Annotated in this window: 20 protein-coding genes; 17 read left to right on the top strand and 3 right to left on the bottom strand. The window is 69.6% G+C overall.

The window, feature by feature from the left end; all coding sequences use genetic code 11:
- A complete protein-coding gene (locus tag VFW04_19210; GenBank protein ID HEX5181469.1) occupies window positions 1–942 on the bottom strand; it encodes a hypothetical protein in 942 nt (313 codons plus the stop codon).
- Between the two features lie 10 nt (window positions 943–952).
- Window positions 953–2,284, bottom strand: a complete 1,332-nt coding sequence (locus VFW04_19205) for a hypothetical protein (protein HEX5181468.1) — start codon at window positions 2,282–2,284, stop codon at window positions 953–955.
- Window positions 2,285–2,489: 205 nt separating this feature from the next.
- Here VFW04_19205 and VFW04_19200 point away from each other — a divergent pair, with 205 nt between their 5' ends.
- The 3 genes from VFW04_19200 (at window position 2,490) to VFW04_19190 (ending at window position 6,662) form a co-directional block, all read left to right on the top strand.
- Window positions 2,490–2,846: a PadR family transcriptional regulator gene (locus VFW04_19200; protein ID HEX5181467.1), complete on the top strand. Its 357-nt coding sequence runs from the start codon at window positions 2,490–2,492 to the stop codon at window positions 2,844–2,846.
- Window positions 2,847–2,861: 15 nt separating this feature from the next.
- Window positions 2,862–5,579 (top strand): ABC transporter permease, encoded by a 2,718-nt coding sequence (locus VFW04_19195; protein HEX5181466.1) that lies wholly within the window; start codon window positions 2,862–2,864, stop codon window positions 5,577–5,579.
- Between the two features lie 114 nt (window positions 5,580–5,693).
- Window positions 5,694–6,662 (top strand): dienelactone hydrolase family protein, encoded by a 969-nt coding sequence (locus VFW04_19190; protein ID HEX5181465.1) that lies wholly within the window; start codon window positions 5,694–5,696, stop codon window positions 6,660–6,662.
- Between the two features lie 24 nt (window positions 6,663–6,686).
- Here VFW04_19190 and rfaE1 read toward each other — a convergent pair whose 3' ends face one another.
- Complete coding sequence (gene rfaE1 / locus VFW04_19185; protein ID HEX5181464.1) at window positions 6,687–7,727, bottom strand: D-glycero-beta-D-manno-heptose-7-phosphate kinase; 1,041 nt, start codon at window positions 7,725–7,727, stop codon at window positions 6,687–6,689.
- A 92-nt stretch (window positions 7,728–7,819) separates the two neighbouring features.
- Between rfaE1 and VFW04_19180 the strand changes: the two genes are divergently transcribed.
- The 14 genes from VFW04_19180 to VFW04_19115 all read left to right on the top strand — a co-directional run bounded on the left by VFW04_19180 (window position 7,820) and on the right by VFW04_19115 (window position 20,977).
- The gene (locus VFW04_19180) at window positions 7,820–8,728 is read left to right on the top strand and encodes a DMT family transporter (GenBank protein HEX5181463.1); all 909 of its coding nucleotides are present in this window, start codon (window positions 7,820–7,822) and stop codon (window positions 8,726–8,728) included.
- Window positions 8,718–9,704 (top strand): asparaginase, encoded by a 987-nt coding sequence (locus VFW04_19175; GenBank protein HEX5181462.1) that lies wholly within the window; start codon window positions 8,718–8,720, stop codon window positions 9,702–9,704. The genes VFW04_19180 and VFW04_19175 overlap by 11 nt, the downstream gene beginning before the upstream one ends.
- Window positions 9,705–9,740: 36 nt before the next feature.
- Window positions 9,741–10,394, top strand: a complete 654-nt coding sequence (locus VFW04_19170; GenBank protein ID HEX5181461.1) for a carboxymuconolactone decarboxylase family protein — start codon at window positions 9,741–9,743, stop codon at window positions 10,392–10,394.
- Entirely contained in the window at window positions 10,391–11,416 is a 1,026-nt protein-coding gene (gene obgE / locus VFW04_19165) for a GTPase ObgE (GenBank protein HEX5181460.1), read from the top strand. The genes VFW04_19170 and obgE overlap by 4 nt, the downstream gene beginning before the upstream one ends.
- Window positions 11,340–12,473: a DNA-processing protein DprA gene (dprA, locus tag VFW04_19160; GenBank protein ID HEX5181459.1), complete on the top strand. Its 1,134-nt coding sequence runs from the start codon at window positions 11,340–11,342 to the stop codon at window positions 12,471–12,473. Before obgE ends, dprA begins: the two co-directional genes overlap by 77 nt.
- A gap of 35 nt (window positions 12,474–12,508) precedes the next feature.
- On the top strand, window positions 12,509–13,693 hold the full coding sequence (gene hemW, locus VFW04_19155; protein HEX5181458.1) for a radical SAM family heme chaperone HemW: 1,185 nt from the start codon (window positions 12,509–12,511) through the stop codon (window positions 13,691–13,693).
- A gap of 10 nt (window positions 13,694–13,703) precedes the next feature.
- Window positions 13,704–14,747, top strand: a complete 1,044-nt coding sequence (gene hrcA / locus VFW04_19150; protein HEX5181457.1) for a heat-inducible transcriptional repressor HrcA — start codon at window positions 13,704–13,706, stop codon at window positions 14,745–14,747.
- Window positions 14,748–14,783: 36 nt separating this feature from the next.
- A complete protein-coding gene (dnaJ, locus tag VFW04_19145; GenBank protein HEX5181456.1) occupies window positions 14,784–15,920 on the top strand; it encodes a molecular chaperone DnaJ in 1,137 nt (378 codons plus the stop codon).
- 45 nt (window positions 15,921–15,965) lie between these two features.
- Window positions 15,966–16,796, top strand: a complete 831-nt coding sequence (locus VFW04_19140) for a 50S ribosomal protein L11 methyltransferase (GenBank protein ID HEX5181455.1) — start codon at window positions 15,966–15,968, stop codon at window positions 16,794–16,796.
- Window positions 16,766–17,518, top strand: a complete 753-nt coding sequence (locus tag VFW04_19135; protein HEX5181454.1) for an RsmE family RNA methyltransferase — start codon at window positions 16,766–16,768, stop codon at window positions 17,516–17,518. Before VFW04_19140 ends, VFW04_19135 begins: the two co-directional genes overlap by 31 nt.
- Complete coding sequence (locus VFW04_19130) at window positions 17,511–17,852, top strand: histidine triad nucleotide-binding protein (GenBank protein HEX5181453.1); 342 nt, start codon at window positions 17,511–17,513, stop codon at window positions 17,850–17,852. Before VFW04_19135 ends, VFW04_19130 begins: the two co-directional genes overlap by 8 nt.
- Before the next feature lie 98 nt (window positions 17,853–17,950).
- Window positions 17,951–18,139, top strand: a complete 189-nt coding sequence (gene rpsU, locus VFW04_19125) for a 30S ribosomal protein S21 (GenBank protein ID HEX5181452.1) — start codon at window positions 17,951–17,953, stop codon at window positions 18,137–18,139.
- Window positions 18,140–18,142: 3 nt separating this feature from the next.
- Window positions 18,143–18,580: a GatB/YqeY domain-containing protein gene (locus VFW04_19120; protein HEX5181451.1), complete on the top strand. Its 438-nt coding sequence runs from the start codon at window positions 18,143–18,145 to the stop codon at window positions 18,578–18,580.
- A 21-nt stretch (window positions 18,581–18,601) separates the two neighbouring features.
- Window positions 18,602–20,977 carry an endonuclease MutS2 gene (locus VFW04_19115; protein HEX5181450.1) on the top strand — a complete coding sequence of 792 codons (2,376 nt, stop codon included), beginning with the start codon at window positions 18,602–18,604 and terminating at the stop codon, window positions 20,975–20,977.

The following is a 20,977-nucleotide window of genomic DNA, read 5'->3' as shown; positions in this document are numbered from 1 at the left end:
CTACTCTTCGGCCGCGCCGCCGCTCCGGGCCACCTGGTCGGCGCGGATTTTCGCGGCGTCGAACCGGCGCGCGCCGGCGAGCATCTTGTCGATGGTCTCGTCGAAATCGGCCTCGCCGCGCTTGAACCGCAGCGGATTGAGCCGCGCGACGACGAACGCCCGCAGGTACGGGCTCTCGAAGCCGCGCGACTTGAGGCTCGCGACGGCCGCCGTCACCGCGTCGTTGAGCTCGAGCAGTTTCGCGGCGCGTTCGCGGCGCACGTCGAGCGCGCGCGACAGCTTCATGGCCAGGAACTTGTCGCACCGCTTGAGCACCGGGTGGTACGCGCCGCCGGCGAAGCGCCCGTTCTCCTGGTAACAGAAGCCGAGTGTGATGAGCGCGGCCTGTTCGAACTCGATGGCGTACTCGCGCTCGGGGCGGTCCTCGAGGTCGGCGAGCGCGACGGCGAGGCGCGACACTTCGAGGGCGCGCTCGCGCAGGTTGTGCGCCTTCTCGGTGTTGAGCAGCAGAATGCGGTGCGCGACCTCCGGCTCGGGAACCACCAGCGCGACGATGCTCTTCGCGCCTAACCGGCGCATCGCGCCTAACCGGTGATAGCCGTTGGGCGTCCAGTACCGTCCGTCGGCGCCGGGCACCGCGGTCACCGGGTCGACGTACCGGTCGAGCCGGTCGATGGCGTCGGCGAGGCGTGTGACGTGCGCATCGGACAGATCGCGCTGGAACGGCGTGGGCTCGACCGCGTCGATGGGCAGCGCCGCCAGGATCTGCCAGTGGCTGCCCAACGGATCGCGGTAGATGCCCAGCACCGAGCCGCCGTCGTCGGCGATGCGCGCCGCGAGCGCATCCACGGCGGCGGGGTGCGCGGCGCCGGCGAGCCGGCGGGCGTCGAGGCCGCGCGACTGCGGGTCGGCCTGGACCTTCTTGCGTTTCGCTCGTGGCATGCGGGCGCGCCTAGTCGAGGTGCAGGTGGTACGCGGCGACGGCATTGTCGCGCATCACCATTCGTGCCAGCTGCTCGGCGCGGGTCCGGTCGATCTCGCCGTCGCGCATCATCCCGGTGAGCGCCATCGCCAGCGCGCGCCGCGCCGTCCTCGTGCCTAACCAGGCCGATTCCGCCCAGCCGTAGGCCGGCGCGTCATCGAAGGCATCGGTGCCGAACAATACCTTGTCCGGCCATTCGCCTAACCACTGGCGCAGCACGCGCGCCAGCTCGGCCGGCTCGAGGATGAGCGTCATCGCCGAAATGTCCGTGTACACGTTGGGCTTGGCGAGCAGCGTCTGCGTCTCATCGATCAGCGGCCACCCGCCGTGGATCAGAATGATCGTCGTCCCGCGCAGCGTCGAGTCGTCGAGCGCCGGCTCGAGCAGGTGCGGCGCGCTGCCCGCGGCGTCGTAGAAGCCGCCGTACGTCTCGAGACAGTGGATCTGCACGGACATCCCGTCGCGGCCGGCCTGCCGCACGATCACCCGAAAGAGATAGTCCTCGAGCGCCTTGTACTCGACGTGCGTCGGCGTGCCGCCCGACACGTAGCGCGCGTACACCCGTCGCGCGAGGACGGGGTCCGGGTCGTCGAAGTCGAGCGGCCGCAGATACGCCGCTTCGAACTTGATCGACACGGCGCCGCCGGCGCGCTGCCGCTCCAGGGTGGGCGCGACGACGCGCGCCACGTAGTCCTCGAGCGACGTGGGCAATGCGCGCAGCCCGAGGTCGCGCATGTAGCGGCGGAGCAGCGTCGTCTCTTTCGGGTAGAGCGAGCGCGTGTCGGGCGTGCGCGATGCTTCGGCGCGCGTATCGAGCGGCAGCATGAGCGCATCGTCGAACGCCACCCAGCGAAAGCGCGGCGGCGAGAGACCGGGACCGAGCGCGATGCGGTTGGCCATCATCTCATCGATGCCGGATCGATCGAGCACCCACTCGGGGAAGTGCGCCCCCTCGCGTTGGGCAACGCTGCGTTGGGCGGACGCGAGCGCATCGCGGTAGGCGGCGCCGGTGTCGGTCGACGTCACGCCGTACAATGCGCGTTGGGCATCCCGCCATTCGGGATTGTCGGGGCGAAGACGCGCCTGGAGCGGGAAGGGCGGGACGCCGTCGAGCGGCAGCGCATCGAAGTCGGTGTCGGGCGGCGCACCGGACGGGACCGGAAGCATCGGGTGCGCGTGGCTGTCGATCGCCTGGATGCCGTCGATGTACGCCGCGAGCGACGAGTCGACCGGCGTCTGCGCGAAGGCGGCGCGTCCGAGCAACGACGCGCAGAGGGCAACGACGAGTGTGCGACGGGTCATGATGATCGTGAAAGAGGCGCTGATGCACCGACGGTCGAGCCACCATGAATCTCTCATCCCGCCGGCCGGGCGCCAGAGGTCGCCGGCAGGATGCCGCGGCCTCCCCCCTTGACATTCTATGGGAGAGGTTTTTTCTTCCCCATGTCGTTCTATGGGGCGCGCGCGGCGTCCGTCCGGAACGTGTGCTCTCTCGAGGTGATGGATCATGGCGACTGATACGGAAACGGTCGAGCTGCTCCAGGGCACGCTCGATGTGCTCGTGCTCAAGGCGTTGTCCTGGGGACCGACGCACGGGTACGGCGTCGCGCGCTGGCTGCAGGACGTGACCGACGATGCGCTGCGCATCGAGGAAGGGTCGCTCTATCCGGCGCTGCACCGTCTCGAGAAACGCGGCTTCGTGGAAGCGAGCTGGGGGCTGTCGGAGAACAATCGTAAGGCAAAGTACTATCGGATCACGGTGCGCGGGCGGCAGCAGTTGCGGCAGGAAGCGTCGTCGTGGTCGGCGTTCGCCGCCGCGGTGGCCAAGGTTCTGACGAGCACCAAGCGCCCGGCCTGGGCGTAGCGCGCGACGATGCCGATGCCCGCGCAGCGTCCGAATCCATCGTGGTTTCGCTACGTCGCGTTCTGGCGCAGCGACCCGCGCGGCGAGCTCGAGCAGGAGCTGTCCTTTCACCTCGAGGCGCGCGTCGACGAATACATCGCGAGCGGTCTCGATCCGGCCGCCGCTCGCGCTCGCGCCGTCGAGCGCCTGGGCAACCTCGCCCGCGTCCGGAATGATTGCCAGCGCATCGAAGACCAATATGCCAGGAGACGATCGATGAGCGACGCGCTGTCGGGCGCGGTGGCCGACCTGCGCCACGCGCTGCGCCAGCTCGCGCGCCAGCGGGCGTTTGCGGCGGCGGCCATCGCGTGTCTCGTGTTAGGCATTGGCGTCAACACGGCCATCTTCTCCGTGGTCGATGCCGTGCTCTTCCGGCCGCTGCCGTTTCGCGATCCGGGGCGGCTGGTGATGGTGGGTGAAGGCCTTCCGGCGATCAGCGACGCGAACTTCGGGACGATTTCGACGCCGGATTTCGGCGATTTCGCGACGCTCGACGGCAGCGTCTTTACGTCGGCCAGCGTCTTCGATCGGGTCTCGTCCACCCTCACCGGGGGCGAGCAAGCCGAGCGATTGTCGGGACTCGAGGTGTCGTCCGGAGTGTTTCGCGTGCTCGGCGCGGCTCCCGCGTTAGGCCGGGCGTTCCAGACGGGGGACGATGCGCCCGGGTCGCCGGACGCGGTGGTCTTGAGCGATGCGCTGTGGCGGCGCCGCTTCGGCGCCGATCGATCGATCGTCGGCCGGACGATCGCGCTCGACGGCAAACCGACGACGGTGCTCGGCGTGATGCCGCGCGAGTTCACGTTCCCGCTGCCGGGGCTCGGTCTCGAGCCCGCCGCGTTTTTCGTGCCGTTGCGCATGACGTCGGACGTGATGCAGGGGCGCGGGAATTCCTTCAACGCGTACATGGTCGCGCGGCTGGCGCCCGGCGTCTCGGTGGAGAACGCAACGGCGGCGGTGGGCACGATCGCCGCGCGCCTGCCCTCGCTCTATCCGAATTTCTATTCGCCCAAATTCCGCGTCACTGCCGCCGCGCTGCCGTTGCGGGCGCATCTCGTGTCCGACGTGCGCCAGCCGCTCATCGTGCTGCTGGGCGCGGTCGCGTTCGTGCTGCTCATCGCGTGCATCAACGTGGCCGGCCTGCTGTTGGCGCGCGCGGCCGCGCGGACGCGCGAGCTCGCCGTCCGGCGTGCGTTAGGCGCGAGCCGAGGGCGGCTGGTCATGCAGTACCTGATCGAGGGCGCGGTGCTGGCCGTGCCCGGTGCGTTAGGCGCGTTGGTGCTGGCGCACTGGTGCGCGTCGGCGCTGTCGCGCCTCGCGCCCGACGGGATGCTCGCCGGCTACCGCATCGGCCTCGATGCGCGCGTGCTCATCTTCACCCTCGGCGTCACGGGCCTGGTCGTGGCGGTGTTTTCGCTCGTGCCGGCGCTCTCCGGCCGGTCCCTGGGGTTGTCCAACACGCTGCGCGACGAAGGCCGCGGCACGAGCGCCGGCCGCAGCCGCCAGCGTGCGCGCCGTGTGCTCGTCGCGAGCGAAATCGCCCTCGCCCTCGTGCTCACCACCGGCGCCGGGCTGCTGGCGCGGAGCTTCGCGAAGGTGCTCGAGATCGATCCGGGATTCGTGCCCGAACATCTGCTCTCGTTCCGCGTCGCGTTCCCGTCGTACCGGTACAGCGATGCCCGTGTCCCGGGTGCGGAGCAGGCGCTCATCGATTCGTTGGCCCGCATGCCGGGCGTGCGCGGCGCGACGGCGGCCGTCAACCTGCCAATGTTAGGCGGATGGCAGATCGCGGTCAGCCCCGAGGGAATCGTGTTGCCGAAGGTGCCGCTGGCGGCAAACTTCGTGGTGTTTTCCGATTATTTCCGCACGATGGGCATCCCGGTGGTGGAGGGTCGGCCCTTCGACGCGCGCGACGATGCGAAAGGCGCGTCGGTCGCGATCATCGACGCACGGTTCGCACACCAGTTCTACGGGAACGCCAATCCGATCGGCCGCCGCCTCAAATGGGGTGCGCCCGAATCCACGGACCCGTGGAAGAGCATTGTCGGCGTCGTGCGCACGGTGCCGGAGCATGCGTTAGACCAGCAGAGCCTTCCCGAGGTGTACTTCCCGGCGCGGGAGTTGGCGGTGGACACGGCGCTCGTCGATGCGGAGATGCGCGAATTGGCGTTCGTCGTCCGCGGACCGGGCGACCCGAAGGCGCTGACATCGCGGGTGAGGGACGTCGTGCACACGATCGATCCGCAGTTGGTGGTGACACGCGTGCAGAGTGTCGAGTCGCTCGTGTCGCAGTCGGTCGGCTCGCGGCGGTTCGATCTGCTCCTGATCGCCGCCTTTGCCATCCTCGCGCTGCTGCTGGCCGCGGTTGGCCTGTCCGGACTCGTCGCCTATTCGGTGGTGCAGCGACAGCGAGAGATCGGCGTGCGGCTCGCGATCGGCGCGACGGCCAACGGCATCGTTGGGCTGGTGCTGCGCGACGGGCTTGCCACCGCGGTCTGGGGGTCTGCGCTCGGTCTGGCCGGTGCGTTTGCACTGACGCGCGTCATGCGTACGCTGCTCTTCGGTGTGGGCGCGCTCGACGCCACGACATTCGTGGCAACCACCGCGATTCTCATAGCGGTCGCCGCGTTCGCCAGTTGGCTCCCGGCGCGCCGTGCCGCGCGGATCGATCCCATGACGGCAATCCGGGAGGAGTAGCCGCGCTCGGCCGAGATGCCGGTCGTCTTCCGCGCGGCGCGGCGGCCGGGTAGCGTACCAGTCACCACACTACCCGACTGGAGCAGACCCATGCGTGCTCGCCGTGTTCTTTGTGTGACTGGAATTGCCGTCCTCGCGGGGACGGCGTGCACCATGCAGCGGCGCGTGCCGCAGTCGTCGTCATTTGCCGCCGGCGATCACATGGCCGGCATGACGGCGGCCGACATGGCGGCGCCGCGAATCGTTAGGCGAAGCGACGCGCAGGGCGTTCCGGGACTGCCGCCGAGCGCGAGCACGGCCAAGGCGCGCATCGATGCGAGCCCGCGTCATGGCGAGTGGGTCAAGATTCCCTGGGAGCCCGGGTCGAAGGACTCGCTCATGGCGTGGATCGTGTACCCGGAAACGTCGCGGCCGCACACGCCGGTCGTCGTGATCGTGCACGAGATCTTCGGGCTTCAGACGTGGATTCGCGGGGTGGCCGACCAGGTGGCGGCCGACGGATTCATCGCGATCGCGCCGGATCTGCTCTCGCGCGTGCGCGGCGGCGCGTCAGCCGATGAGCTGCCGGCCGATTCGGCGGTGAAGCTCATTCGCGGTGTTGCGCCGGCCGAGCGGAACATGGGGATCACAGCGGCGGCGCGGTACGCCATGTCGCAGCCGTCGGCCGAGCACAAGTACGCGGTGATGGGATTCTGCTGGGGCGGGTACACCACGTGGGGCTATGCGACCAACGAGGGCACGTCGGGCTTCTCGGGCGGGATCGCCTACTACGGGCTGCCGTACATGGACAACGCGGTGCCTAACGTCGATTCGCTGAAGAAGATCAACGTGCCGATGATGCTGTTGAGCGGGTCGAAGGATGCGCGGATCGGCGCGGCGATGCCGGCGGTGGACTCGATGATGCACGCCCTGCACAAAGAGTATTTCGGGAAGAACTACGAGGGCGCGATTCACGGCTTCGCGCGTGCGCAGGATGACCCCAAGGCGCAACGCGACCCGGCTGAAGAGCAGGCGAATCTGGCGGCGATCAAGGATGCGTGGCCGCGGACGGTCGCGTTCCTGAAGAAGCACCTCGGCATGTAGGCGCGGGCGCGCCGGCGCCGCGCCTCAGGCGCCGGTGCGGGCGCCCGCGGCGTCGTCGCGGGTGGCGGCGGCCTCGCGGACTTCGGCGGCGCTCACGGACGCTGCGCCTAACTTTCCCACCTCCACGCCGGCGGCCAGGTTCGCCACCTCGGCCGCTTCCTGGGGCGACGCGCCGGCCGCGAGCATCGCCGCCAGGTACGCGGTCACGGTGTCGCCGGCGCCGACGACGTCGTAGACTTCGCGCGCGGTGGCCGGAATCCGGTGCAGCGTGCCATCGCGGCCGGCCAGGACCATGCCGCGCTCGCCCAACGTGAGCAGGAGATGCTCTACGCCCAGCCGCTCGAGGGCCGACGGCAGGGCCCGCGGATGCTCGAGGTCCACCGCCGCGCCTAACGCTGCCTCGAGCTCGCGCCGGTTGGGCTTGAACACGGTCGCCCCGCGATACGAGAAGAAATTGCGGTACTTGGGGTCGACGACGACGGGAATCCCGCGCTGCCGCGCGTGCGCGATGACGTCCTCGATGAGCCGGGGAAGCAGGACGCCCTTGTTGTAATCCTCGAGCACCAGCGCGTCGGCGCGGTCGATCGCGCGGCGCGCGGCGGCCACCACGCGCTCGGCGTCGCCGCCGGGGAGGTCCGCGTCGTCTTCTTCGTCCACCCGCACCACTTGCTGCACGCGGGCGAGGACGCGCGTCTTGGTGGTGGTGGCCCGGTCCACATCCACCAGCGACGGTCCATCGGCGCCGATGGCGCCGAGCATCCGGCGGAGCTCGGCGGCGCTCGCGTCGCGGCCGACGACGCACACGAGGTCCGCCTGCGCGCCTAACGCAACCACGTTGTGCGCGACGTTGGCCGCGCCGCCCAACGCCGACCGCCGCTCCCGCACGCGGACCACCGGCACCGGCGCCTCGGGCGAGATGCGCTCGACGTCGCCGTGCAGATACACGTCGAGCATCGCGTCGCCGAGGATCGCCACGCGCACGCGGCGGGCCGCCGCCAGCAGCAGATCGAGTCGGTCGCGGCTGAGCGACGATGCGGCCGGCGCAACAGTGTCCCTCGGTGACATGGCGGATAATGTACACGGCACGCCCGCACGCCGCAGTGACCGGTCGTGCAACCCAATACCTCTTGCCGCACTGACCCGATAGCTTATGAGACATGCTGCTCGTCCTCCTGGCGGCAATCATCGGGATCTCGATGGCGGCACCGCTCGTGCGCTTGTCGCACGCCCCGCCGCTCGTCATCGCCACGTGGCGCCTCTTTTTTTCGGTGGTCGTCGTCGCGGCGATCCTCGTGCCGCGCCGTGGCTGGATCCAATGGAAGCGCCTCGACCGCCGCGGCGTCGCGCTCGCGCTCGGCGCCGGTGCCATGCTCGCGCTGCACTTCTGGAGCTGGACCGCATCGGTGGACATGACGTCGATCGCCGCGTCGGTGGTGCTGGTCAACATCCAACCCGTGATCGTCGCGCTCATTTCGGTGGTGTGGCTGCGCGAGGCGCCCACCGGCCGGCAATGGTTGGGCATCGCGCTCGCGATGGCCGGTGCATGCATCGTCGCATGGGGCGATGCGCGGTTCGCGGCGTCGGCGCAGGGCACGCGCGCCCTGTTGGGCGACGCGCTGGCGCTCGGCGGCGGAGTGGCCGCGGCGCTCTACTATCTCGTTGGGCGGCGGCTCCGCCGGACGCTCGACCTCTGGCCGTACGTCGCGCTCGTGTACGGCGCGTGCCTCGTCGTGTTGTTAGGCATTTGCGCTCTCACGCGCGCGCCGGTTCTCCCGCAGCCGCGCCGCGAGTTCGCGATCTTCGTTGCGCTCGCGGCCGGTCCGATGCTCCTCGGACACACCGGCCTCAACTGGGCGCTCAAGTACCTGCCCGCGTACGTGGTGAACGTGACGGCGCTCGGCGAACCCGTCGGCGCGACGCTCATCGCGGCGCTCGTCCCCAGTATTCGCGAAGTGCCGTCGACGTTCACGCTCGTCGGCGGCACGTGCGTGTTGGGCGGCGTGCTCCTCGCGCTGGCCCGCACGGCGAACGTCCCCCAGCAGACGGCGGTTCGTGATGCAGTTTGATTTGGATGTCGTCGCCACCCGCGGCGACCTGGTGGAATCGCGCCACCGCGTGCACGCGGTGGTCGTCGACGCGTCGAATCGCGTCGTGTGCGAAAGCGGCGACATCGATCTCGTGACGGTGTGGCGATCCTGCGCGAAACCGTTCCAGGTGATTCCACTGCTCGAGTCGAAGGCGTTCGACGGCCTCGGATGGGGCGACGATGCGCTCGCCCTCGCGTGCGCGTCACACGGCGGGGAACCGGAGCACGTGGAGCTCGCGCGCCGCATGCTCGACGCCGTCGGCCTCGAGGAGGGCGACCTCGCCTGCGGGCCGCACGACCCGCTCACGCGCCGCGGCGCGCGCCTGCTGCAGCAATCGGGAGATGCGCCCACGCGGCTGCACAACAACTGCTCGGGCAAACACGCCGCCATGCTCGCGCACGCGCGCCGCGCGGGATGGCCGACGTTAGGCTACGAGACGCCGTGCCACCCCGTGCAGCAGGCGGCGCTGCAGGAAATCGCCGCCTGGACTGGCGTCCAGGCCGACCGCATCGGGCAGGTCGTGGATGGGTGCGGCGTCGTCGCGTTCGGCTTGCCGCTGCGGGCGATGGCGCTCGCGTTCGCCCGGTTAGGCGACGCGGCGCACCGCGGCGTGGACGTGCCGCAGCGCATCGTGCACGCCATGACGACGCGCCCGTTCCTCGTCGGCGGCACCGACCGCTTCGATACCGTGCTCATGGAAGAGACCGACGGCGCGGTGCTGTCCAAAGTCGGCGCGGAAGGCGTGCACTGTGTGGCCATTCCCGCGGCGGGCCTCGGCGTCGCGATCAAGGTGGAGGATGGCGCGTCGCGGGCACAGCACCCCGCCGTGCTGCGGGCGCTCCAGCATCTGGGCGCGCTGCCAGACACGCTGCCGCCGCGCCTGTACGGATTTCTCACGACGCCGATCATCAACACCCGCGGCGCGACCGTCGGCGACGTGCATCCCGCGGCGTGACGCGCGCAATACTACGATTGCCTCCCCGCGGAATCGATGACGGCCCCGACACCGCCGGCGGTTAAACTGCGCGCACTCGACAACGCCACGCGCGGGCTGGTCGAGCTCGCGGCGGCCATCGCGGCGGACGGCGAGATGGCGCTGCGCAACGCCATGGCGCGGGCTGCGGCGGCCCGCATCGATCCTGACTGGGTGGAGGAGCTCATTCTGCAATCGCACTTGTTCAGCGGATTTCCGCGGGCGTTGAACGCCGCGCGCGAGTGGCGCCGCGCGTCGGGCCGGCACGCGCCTAACGGTGACCCGGATGCCGATCCCGCGCCGGCACGCGTCCGCGCCTGGTACGCGCGCGGAGAATCCACCTGCGCGACGGTGTACGGCGACACGTACGAGCGCCTGCGCGCCAACATTCGCGAGCTCCACCCGGCCCTCGATACCTGGATGATCGTCGACGGCTACGGCAAGGTCCTCGGCCGCCCCCAGCTCGATTTGCGAAGGCGCGAGCTGTGCATCGTCGCCGTTTGCGCGGTGGGCGAGCACGACCGCCAGCTCCACGCGCACTTGCGCGGCGCGCTGAACGCCGGCGCGTCCGCCGATGAGATCAGTGACGTGCTCGACATCGTCGCGCCGCGTCTGCGCGACGAAACGAATCGCCGTTTTCGCTTGCTCTGGGATCGGGTGCACGCCGCATGAGCCCATTCATCGATCGCGTCGACATCGAGATCGAGGCCGGCACGGGCGGCTCCGGGTGTGTGTCGTTCCGTCGCGAGCACCGCGTGCCCATGGGCGGCCCCGACGGCGGCGACGGCGGGCGCGGCGGCAATGTGCTCCTGCGGGGGGACAGCAATCTCGCCACCTTGCTCGACTACACATATCGCACCCGGTTCGCCGCCGATCGCGGCGAACACGGTATGGGCGCGAACAAAACGGGCCGCTCGGGCGACGATATCGTCCTGCCCGTGCCGTTGGGCACGGTCGTGCGCGATCTCGACACGCAGGAATGGCTCGGCGAGGTGACTGAAGACGGGCAGACGCTGCTCGTCGCGCGCGGTGGCCGCGGCGGACGAGGCAATTCGTTCTTCGTGACGTCCACGCACCAGGCGCCGCGCGATTGGCAGGTCGGCGAGGAAGGGCAACATCGCCGGATCGAGCTCGAGCTCAAGCTCATCGCCGATGTCGGCCTCGTGGGCCAGCCTAACGCAGGGAAGTCGACGCTGCTGTCGGTGATTTCGGCGGCCCACCCCAAGATAGCCGATTATCCGTTCACCACGCTCTCGCCGAACCTGGGCGTGGTGCAGCTGTCCGACCATCGCACGTTCGTCGTCGCCGACATCCCCGGCATCATCGAGGGCGCACACGAAGGACGCGGCCTGGGCCTCACGTTTCTGCGCCACATCGAGCGCACGCGCCTCCTTGCGTTTCTCATTCCGGTGGACACGCTCGACTGGCAAGCCGACTATGACGGCCTGCGCCGCGAAATCGCCAGCTATTCCGCCGAGCTGGCGTCCAAGCCGCACTGCGTCGTGTTCACGAAAATGGATCTGTTAGGCGAGCTCGAGGCGCCGCCAATCAGCGCGCCCGACGCGTTCGGCGTATTCGCCATCAGCGCCGCCGCCCGGCTGGGCCTCGACACGCTCCTTGCGGCGCTGTGGACCCGCCTGCTCGAGCTCCGCACCGCCGCCACCGCCCGAGCGAGCGACGCCGCGCTACCATGACCTCGACGCGCGGCGCCAAGCGCTCGCGCTCTCTCTCCTGCCGCGCGTCGGAGTCGCCACCTATCACGAGCTCGTTGCACGATTTGGGTCCGCTCCCGAAGCATTCGATGCGACCGGTACCGCGACCGAGCGCGACGCCGCCTTACGAACAGCCGATGAGTCGCTCGCGGCCGCCGAGCGCGCCCGGGCGCGCCTCATCCTCGCGGGCGACGAGGAGTATCCGCCCGCGCTGTTCGACCTCGACCACGTCGGCGCGCCTAACCAGCCGCTCTCGCCGCCGCTCCTCTGGGCCATCGGGAAAACGAGCCTCCTGGCCTCCACCGTCGTTGCCATCGTCGGCACGAGGCGCGCAACCCTGTACGGCGAGCGCGCCACGGCCGACATCGCGTTCGCCCTGGCCCGCGCCGGTGCGACCATCGTCAGCGGCATGGCTCGCGGCATCGATGCGGCCGGCCACCGCGCAGCGCTGCGCTGCCCATCCGGTGCGACCATCGCCGTGCTCGGCACCGGCGTCGATGTGGCGTATCCGGTATCGCACTGCGCGCTGCACGAACGCATTGCGGACACGGGCCTCGTCCTCTCCGAAGAGCTGCCGGGAGACCGTGCGAACGGAGGTTCCTTTCCGAAGCGCAATCGCATCATCGCGGCGCTCGCATCCGTCACCATCGTGTGCGAAGCCCCGGAGCGAAGCGGCGCCCTCATCACCGCGCGCTATGCCACTGATCTCGGACGCACGGTTGCCGCGGTCCCCGGTCGCATCGATTCGCCTCAGAGCCAGGGGTCAAATCGCTTGCTGCGCGATGGTGCATGCGTGATTGCTGATGTCGACGACGCGCTCTGTCTCATCCATGCCGCGCCATCCGACCGCGCCGAACCGTCCTTCGACGATCCCAGTGAACGCGCCGTGTGGAACGCGCTGGCGCTCGGGCCCGCCGACATCGACACGCTCACGGCCCGCGCTCAGCTCGCGCCACGGGCGTGTCTCGCCGCCGTCACATCCCTCGAGCTCCGCGGCGCCATCGATTGCGCGCTCGATGGAGCGATCCGCCGTCGATGACGGGCGCGCGCGGGGGATGAGCGATATGTTTCGGTGTGGTCCGCACGCCGTCTCCGCTGTCGGAACTCGCCCCGACGCCCGCGCCCAACGCGCTTCCCAGACACGTCTACGTGCACGTCCCGTTCTGCCGGCGGCGGTGCACGTACTGCGACTTCGCGATCGCAGTGCGCCGGAGCGTCCCCGTCGCCGATTTCATCGACTCGCTCGCGCGCGAGATCGACCTGCGCTACCCCGACCGTGCGCCGCGCGCGATCGATACGCTCTACTTCGGCGGCGGCACGCCGTCTCTGTTAGGCGGCGACGGCGTGGCCCGCTTGCTGGATCGCCTGCGCGCGCGCTTCGCCTTCGACGACGGCGCCGAGCTGACGCTCGAGGCGAATCCGGACGACGTGAGCGCAGAATCCGCCCGCGCCTGGCGCGCCGCGGGGATCAATCGATTGTCGATCGGAGCACAATCGTTCGATGCCCGCGTACTGGTTTGGATGCACCGCAGCCACGATGCGGCACAGATCGCTCGCGCCGTATGGGCCGCGCGCGCCGCGGGGATCGAGAACCTGTCGCTCGATCTCATTTTTGCGCTGCCCTCATCGCTCGACCGCGATTGGCGGGATGACCTACGTCGCGCGCTCGAGCTCGAACCGGCACACCTCTCGCTTTACGGTCTCACGATCGAGCCCGCGACGCCTTTGGCGCGCTGGCGCGATCGTCAACTCATGCACGAGGCGCCTGACGACATGTACGAACGGGACTTTCTGCTGGCTGATGAGACCCTGGGCGCAGCCGGCTTCGAGCACTACGAGGTCTCCAACTACGCTCGACCCGGGCGCCGTGCGCGCCACAACTCGAGCTACTGGCGGCATCTCGCCTACGATGGGTTCGGCCCGAGCGCACACTCGTTCGATACCGTGCGCCGCCGTTGGAACGCGCGCGAGCTGGCCGCGTGGTCCCGGCTCATAGCAGCGGGCGGTGACCCGGTAGAGGATCACGAGGTCCTCACCGCAGACAACCGCAACACGGAACGCATCTACCTCGGCCTGCGTACCAACCATGGTGTGGAGATCGCACCGCCGGCTCTGGCAGCCGACGATGCAATGCTCGATCGTTGGGTCGCGGCTGGCTGGGCAATGCGAGAAGGGTCGAGGCTTCGTCTGACGCCGCGGGGCTGGCTTCGGCTCGATACGCTGGCAACCGACTTGACCGCACTGTCAAGTCATTCGTAATTTTAGACTTATGACGCTCGCACAGCTTACGGATCGGGAGCGCCGCGTGTTGGCGGCGGTCATCCGCTCCTACGTCGAGACAGCCGAGCCTGCCGGATCGCGGTTGATTTCGCGGCGGTACATGCTCGACTTGTCGCCGGCGACGATCCGCAACACGATGAGCGATCTCGAGGACAAGGGTTTTCTCTTCCATCCGCATACGTCGGCGGGTCGCGTGCCCACGGACATGGCGTACCGGACGTACGTGGACAGCCTCATGCACTTCGCGCCGCTCGAGCCAGGGGCGCGGGATGCGCTGATCGAGCAGCTCTCCGGCGGCGGCACGGCCATCGACGCGATTCTGCGCCGGGCGGCGCAGGTGCTGGGCGTGTTGACGCAGGAGCTGGGGATTGCGTTAGGCCCGCGCCTCGATGAAGCGCGCCTCGAGCGGCTGGAGCTGATCAAGGTGAGCTCGGAACGGTTGCTGCTCGTGCTCCGCCTAACGGGCGGCGCCGCGCGCAGCATCTTCGTCGAGGTGCCGGGCGAGATCGCCGAGAAAGCCATGGCCGAAGTGACGGAGGTGTTGAACGAGCGCCTCGCCGGCTGCACCTGGCGCGAGCTGCGGTCCACGCTCTCCGAGCGGCTGCGCGACCAGCGCGCCGGATCCGACGCGGGCGAGTTGATCAACATCTTCATCCAGGAAGCCGAGCAGATGCTGGACACGAGCCGCGCGTTCGGCGACCCGCAGGTGCTCCTGGGCCAGACGTCCGTGCTCGCCGAGCAGCCGGAGTTCGCCACCGGCGACAATCTGCGCAAGCTGCTGGCGCTCACCGACCGCCCGGAAGCGTTAGGCGCGTTGCTCCAGCGGCAGAATACGGCGCCCGGCATCTCCATCACCATCGGCACCGAGCACGCGGACGCGCGCTTGTCCGGCCTCACGGTGGTCACCGCCGAGTATCACGCGGGCGCGCTGGCGGGCGTGATCGGCGTGATCGGACCCACGCGAATGCCCTACGAGAAAGTCGTCTCGCTGGTGACGCACACCTCGCGGCTCATCAGCGACCTGCTCGATTGACTCTGCCTAACGTAATGTTCACGATCCCCGAATCACATGGCTGACTTCTACGACGTGCTCGGCGTGCCGCGCGATGCGTCCGACGACGACATCAAGAAGGCGTATCGCAAGCTCGCGATGCAGTATCACCCCGATCGTAACGGCGGCTCCAAGGACGCGGAAGAGCGCTTCAAGGGCATCACCGAGGCGTACGACGTGCTGCGCGACCCCGGCAAGCGCGCGGCCTACGATCGATACGGCGAGGCCGGGCTCCGCGGGGCGGCGTCGGGAGGATTCCACCACGTGGACCTCGCCGAAGCGTTAGGCATCTTCATGCGCGATTTCGGCGGGTTCGGCGGCCTCGAGGACATGTTCGGCGGCCGCCAGCGCGGCGGCCCCCGCGCCGGCGCCGACATCAAGGTCACCGTCCCGCTCACGCTGCAGGAAGTCGCCTCGGGCGTCGACAAGCAGCTCACCCTCAAGCTGCTCGATCCATGCGAGCGCTGCGAGGGCACCGGCTCGGAGCCGGGCACCAAGCCCAAGCGCTGCCCAACGTGCAGCGGATCCGGCGAAGTGCGGCGCGCCCAACGCTCGTTCTTCGGACAGTTCGTGAGCGTCGCACCGTGTCCGACCTGCGCCGGGCAGGGCACGATCATCGACACCCCATGCAAACGCTGCAAAGGCGAAGGCCGAGCGCGCGCCGAGCGCACGTTCAGCGTCTCCATTCCCGCGGGCGTCGCGACGGGCCAGTACATGTCGCTCCGCGAGCAAGGCAGCGTTGGGCCGCAGGGCGGCCCGCGCGGCGACGTGCTCGTCGTGTTCGAAGTGGAAGACGACGCGCGCTTCGAACGCGACGGCGCCGATCTCTACACCGAAGTCCTCGTCACCTACGCCCAACTCGTGCTCGGCGCAGACGTCGATGTCCCCAACGTCACCGGCGCGATCTCGCTCCGCGTTCCGCCCGGAACGCAGAGCGGCCAGGTGTTCCAGCTGCGCGGCCGCGGTCTCCCGCGCGTGAATGCGTCAGGCGTCGGAGATCTGCACGTGCGCGTGCAGCTGTGGACCCCGCAAACGGTGTCGCCGGAACACAAAACCTTGCTCCAGGAATTGCAGAAGCTCGAGGGCGACATGCCGGCGGGCAACGCGCGATCCAAAGGCCTGTGGTCGAAGATGAAGGAGGCACTGGGTGCGTGATCGCGCGCGCCGCGCGCGCCGCTCGATGCCCAACGCCGGAGCGCGGTGAGCTGGACCGAGGTTCGCGTGCACCACGCCGGCGACGCGACGCGCGAGGCGGTGGTCGCGGCCCTCGTGCATGCCGGCGCGCCGGCAGTTCAGGAGCTGGACGAATCGTTGCTCACCCACGTGCCCGGTGACGCCGACGTCGCGGCGCTGTACGCCGCGCTGTACGCCGCCGACGCAACGGTCACCATCGAGGCGCGCGACGCCGGTCACATCGATGTTGCTCGCGCCTGGCCGCCCACCGTTGGCGTGCAACGGATCGGGCGCGTTGCCGTGGCGCCGCCGTGGCGGGCCGCCGAAATCGCCGACGCCGAGTGTCCCGTGGTCATCGAGCCGGCGATGGCGTTCGGCACCGGAGAGCACGAGACCACGCGCGGCGTGCTGCGCCTCATGCAGGATGTAGTACGGCCCGGCGACACCGTCATCGACCTCGGCGCCGGCAGCGCGATTCTGTCCATCGCCGCCGTTCGGTTAGGCGCGGGGCGCGCGATCGCCATCGAATCCGATCCGCAGGCGATCGAGAACGCGGAACAGAATGCCGCGGCCAACGGCGTCGCCGACCGCGTGCGGGTGATCGAAGGCGACGCGAGGGTCATTCTGCCGCTCGTCGCGCCGGCGCGCGTGCTGTTCGCCAACATCATCTCACAGGTGGTCGTCGAGCTGGCGCCGGCCATGCGGGCGTCGCTTTCGCCTAACGGGCGGGCCGTGGTCAGCGGCATCCTGACCGCCGAGCGCGACGCCGTGGTGTCGTCGTTGGGCGAAGCCGGCTGGCGGGTCGAAGCCGAACACGTCGAGGGGGAATGGTGGAGCAGCGTGATCGCGCCGCGTTAGCCGCCTTTTTCTGCCAGGACCCGATGGCCGCCGGCCACACCGTGGTCCTCGGCGAGGGCGAAGTGCAGCACGCCCGCGTCCGACGCATCGGTATCGGCGAACGCGTGCGTCTCGTGGACGGCGCCGGCGCCGTCGCGACCGGCACGGTCGTGCGCCTCACGAAAGCGCAGGCGTCCATCGACATCGAAGCGGTGGATCGCGTCGAGCCCGGGCCGGTGATTCACCTCATGCTGCCCGTGGCGGACCGCGAGCGCATGCTCTGGCTCGCCGAAAAAGCGACAGAGCTCGCGATCTTTTCGTGGCGCCCGGTGATGTGGAAGCGCTCGCGCAGCGTGAGCCCGCGTGGCGAGGGCGTCACGTTTCAAGCAAAAGTCCGGACGCGAATGTTGTCGGCGCTCACGCAGTCCGGCGGCGCCTGGCTGCCCGTTCTGTATCCCGACGCCACACCCGATCGGGCGGTCGCCTCAGCCCCATCGGGCGCGCGATGGCTGCTCGACTCGGAAGGCGAGCCGGCGCCGAACGTGCCGGTCACCGCGCCGATCACTATCGCCGTCGGCCCCGAAGGCGGCGTCGAACCAGAAGAGCGAACGCTGCTCACCGGCGCGGGATTCGTACCCGTGCGGATCGCGCCGCTCACCCTGCGCTTCGAGACCGCGGCCATCGCCGGACTGGCCATCGCGCGCGCCGCGCTGCTCGGCACCATGGAGAAATCGCGTGTCTGAAACCTGCTTGTTCTGTCGCATCGTACAGGGCGAAATACCGGCGACGGTCGTCGCGTCCACGGATGACGCCATCGCGATTCGAGACATCGATCCCCAAGCGCCGGTCCACGTGCTGGTGCTGCCGAAACAGCACCTGAGGTCGCTCAATGATGCGACGGACGCGGGCCTGGTCGGACGATTGATCGCGCTGGCGGCGGAGGTTGCGCGGAAAGAGGGAATCGCCGACAGCGGATATCGACTGGTCATCAACACGAACGAGCATGGCGGACAAACCGTGCACCACCTGCACGTGCACCTCCTCGGCGGACGTCCGCTGCGCTGGCCGCCGGGTTAGCTCACGTACTGCTTGACACGTTGTCACGGAATTCCATAACTTGTCGCAGCTTGTACACTTAACAGACTCGTACTCGCCACCATCGGGGAAGACATCACTTGTCTGAAGTCATCATCCACGACGATGAAAACTTCGAGCGTGCCCTCAAGCGCTTCAAGAAGAAGTGCGAAAAGGCAGGCATTCTCTCCGATTTGCGTAAGCATCGGCATTACGAGAAACCGAGCGAGCGCCGGAAGCGGAAAGAGAACGCGGCGCGACGCAAGAATCGCCGTCCGCGCCCGGTCTGAACGGTGTCCGAGCTGATCGCCCGGCTGACGACCGATTTGAACGCGTCGCGCAAAGCGAAGGACAAAGCCGGCACGCTGCTGTTAGGAACCATTCTCGCCGACATCAAGAACCGCCGCATCGAGCTGATGCGGGACCTGACCGACGACGACGTGCGCGAGGTTCTGCGCAAGGGCATCAAGCGTCGGCGCGAGGCGATCGAGATGTACGACAAGGCGGCGCGCACCGACCTCGCATCGCGCGAGCGTGACGAGGTGACGCGCCTCGAGACGTACCTGCCGGCGGCCATCGGCGATGACGAGATCCGCGCCGCCGTGCGCGCGGCGATCGCGTCCGGCGCCACCACGATCGGTGCGCTCATGGGCAAAGTGATGCCGCAGTTCAAGGGACGCGCCGACGGCTCGGCCATCAACCGCATCGCGCGCGAAGAGCTGCCCGGTTAGGGCGCACGGCGGGAGACGCGCGTGAATCGGCACACGCTGTCGGTGCTCGAGTTCCCCGCGGTGCTCGCGGTCGTCGCCGACCGCGCGGCGACTCCGTTAGGCGCAGAGCGCGTGCGGACGCTGGCGCCGCTCGACGACGTCGCCGCCGTCGCGCAGGCGCTCGACCGCGTCGCCGCCCTGCGCGCGCTGCTCCCGGGGTCCGATGCGTTCCGCCCGGAGCCCATCCCGCCGCTCGAGGCGCCGCTCGCGCGGCTGCGCGCCGCGGGCAGCGTCTGGAGCGGGGAAGAGCTGGTCGCGGGCGGGGTGTTGCTCCGGTCGTCGCGCCTAACGCGAGCCGCGCTCACCGATGCGCGCCGCCCTCCGGCCGCGTTGGCCGTGCTGGCGCCGCTCGCCGGCGCGCTCGTCGACCGGACGCCGGCCGAGGCGGCCATCGAGCGCGCGCTCGAGCCGGATGGCGCTGTGAAAGACGATGCCTCGCCGGCGCTGCGCCGGATGCGCCGCGAGCTGCGCGGCGCGCAGGCGGAGCTGGTGCAGCTGCTCGAGCGCATCGTCGCCCGACTCGACGAGCGCCACCGCGTGAGCGACATGTCGGTCACGGTGCGCAACGGTCGCTACGTGATCCCGGTGCGCCGCGAGGCGCGGGGCGCCGTGGGCGGGATCGTGCATGACGAATCGGCGACGCGCGGCACCCTGTTCGTCGAACCGCCGGCGGCGGTGGAGTTCGGCAACCGGATCCGGGAGCTCGAGGCGGACGAGCGCCGGGAAGTCGAGCGCATCCTGGCCGAGCTCACCGACGGCCTGCGCCCGCTGCGCGACGCGATGGCGGCGTCGCTCGACGCGCTGGTCGAGATCGACGCGCTCTACGCCCGCGCCCGCTACGCCGACGACTTCGGCTGCGCGCCGGTGGCGTTAGGCGAAGCCCGCGACGGCCTGGACCTCCACGGCGGCCGCCATCCGCTGCTGCTCGCGCGCGGCGGCGCCGTGGTGCCGTTCGACCTTGCGTTAGGCGGCGGCGAGCGCACGCTGCTGCTCTCGGGCCCCAATACCGGCGGGAAAACCGTGCTGCTCAAAGCCATCGGCCTCATCGCCGCGATGACCAAGGCCGGGATTCCCGCGCCGATCGGCCCCGAGAGCCGCGTCGCGCTCTTCGACGACTGCTTTGCCGACGTGGGCGACGAGCAGTCCATCGAAGCCAGCCTGTCGACCTTCAGCGCGCACGTGAAGAATCTGGCGGAAATCCTCGACCGCGCGACGCCGGACTCGCTCGTGCTGATCGACGAGCTGGGCTCGGGCACCGACCCGGCCGAAGGCGCTGCGTTAGGCGCGGCGATCGTCGACGAGCTCACGCGGCGGGGCGCCGTCACCGTCGCCACGACCCACCTCGGCGACCTCAAGCTGCTCGCCACCGAGCTGCCCGGCGTGGTGAACGCATCGCTGCAGTTCGACGAGCAGGCGCTGGCACCCACCTATCGCCTCATCAAAGGCATTCCGGGCCGGTCGTACGGTCTGGCGATCGCCCGCCGCCTGCGGCTGCCGCCCGACATCCTGACGCGCGCCGAAGATCGGCTGTCCACCGGCGAGCGCGACCTGGCCGCCCTCCTCGCCGATCTCGAGCGACGCGAGGCTGCGCTCTCGGAACGCGAGAGCCGTGCGACCGAAGCCTCGTCGTCGGCCAGCGAACGACTCGACCGGCTCACCGAACGAGAGCGCGCCGTGCGCGAAGCCGAGCGACACCACGAGCGCGACGCACGCGAACAGGCCAGGCGCTACCTGCTCGACGCCCGTCACGAAGTGGAGCGCGCCATCCGCGAGGTGCGTGCGCACTCCGGCGCCGAGGACGCGGTGCGCGACGCCCGCCGGCGCGTCGAGGACCTGGCCACCGAGCACGCCGCCGCCGCACAGCGCCTCGAACGCACGACAGTGGGAGGACCGGCGGCGGACCGGCCCGCAACGGCGCCCGCCGTGGGCGATGTCGTCGAGCTCGCGACGCTCGAGGGACGGGTGGGGCGCGTGGTCGAGCTGCGCGGCGAGGACGCCGTGGTCGCAGTCGGCGCGATCAAACTCACGGTCCCCGCGGCAACCCTGACCAGGACGGCGCAATCGCCCGGTGCGGCGGAGCCCGTCACGATTCGTGGCGACCTCCCCGAAGAGCACGCCGCGAGCGAAATTGATGTACGAGGCATGCGTGTCGACGAGATGGAGCACACCGTCCTGCACGCGCTCGATGCCGCGGTGCGGGGCGATCTCAAGTCGCTGCGCATCATTCACGGGAAAGGCACGGGTGCGTTGCGAGAGCGAGTAGCAGAATTGCTGCGCGGCGACCCGCGTGTATCCAGCTTCCGGCTCGGCGCCTGGAACGAGGGAGGCGCGGGCGTGACGGTGACGGACCTCAGGTGA

The organism is Gemmatimonadaceae bacterium, from assembly GCA_036273715.1.
GTDB lineage: Bacteria > Gemmatimonadota > Gemmatimonadetes > Gemmatimonadales > Gemmatimonadaceae > JADGGM01.
This window is presented reverse-complemented; position numbering and strand designations above follow the sequence as displayed.

What these genes read in the sequence shown, in the direction of transcription:
- VFW04_19135 (HEX5181454.1), top strand. Translation starts at nt 16,766, where the DNA reads ATGGTGGAGCAGCGTGATCGCGCCGCGTTAGCCGCCTTTTTCTGCCAG.
- VFW04_19200 (HEX5181467.1), top strand. Translation starts at nt 2,490, where the DNA reads ATGGCGACTGATACGGAAACGGTCGAGCTGCTCCAGGGCACGCTCGAT.
- VFW04_19175 (HEX5181462.1), top strand. Translation starts at nt 8,718, where the DNA reads ATGCAGTTTGATTTGGATGTCGTCGCCACCCGCGGCGACCTGGTGGAA.
- VFW04_19210 (HEX5181469.1), bottom strand. Translation starts at nt 942, where the DNA reads ATGCCACGAGCGAAACGCAAGAAGGTCCAGGCCGACCCGCAGTCGCGC.
- obgE (HEX5181460.1), top strand. Translation starts at nt 10,391, where the DNA reads ATGAGCCCATTCATCGATCGCGTCGACATCGAGATCGAGGCCGGCACG.
- VFW04_19195 (HEX5181466.1), top strand. Translation starts at nt 2,862, where the DNA reads ATGCCCGCGCAGCGTCCGAATCCATCGTGGTTTCGCTACGTCGCGTTC.
- hrcA (HEX5181457.1), top strand. Translation starts at nt 13,704, where the DNA reads ATGACGCTCGCACAGCTTACGGATCGGGAGCGCCGCGTGTTGGCGGCG.
- rfaE1 (HEX5181464.1), bottom strand. Translation starts at nt 7,727, where the DNA reads ATGTCACCGAGGGACACTGTTGCGCCGGCCGCATCGTCGCTCAGCCGC.
- dnaJ (HEX5181456.1), top strand. Translation starts at nt 14,784, where the DNA reads ATGGCTGACTTCTACGACGTGCTCGGCGTGCCGCGCGATGCGTCCGAC.
- VFW04_19180 (HEX5181463.1), top strand. Translation starts at nt 7,820, where the DNA reads ATGCTGCTCGTCCTCCTGGCGGCAATCATCGGGATCTCGATGGCGGCA.
- VFW04_19170 (HEX5181461.1), top strand. Translation starts at nt 9,741, where the DNA reads ATGACGGCCCCGACACCGCCGGCGGTTAAACTGCGCGCACTCGACAAC.
- VFW04_19205 (HEX5181468.1), bottom strand. Translation starts at nt 2,284, where the DNA reads ATGACCCGTCGCACACTCGTCGTTGCCCTCTGCGCGTCGTTGCTCGGA.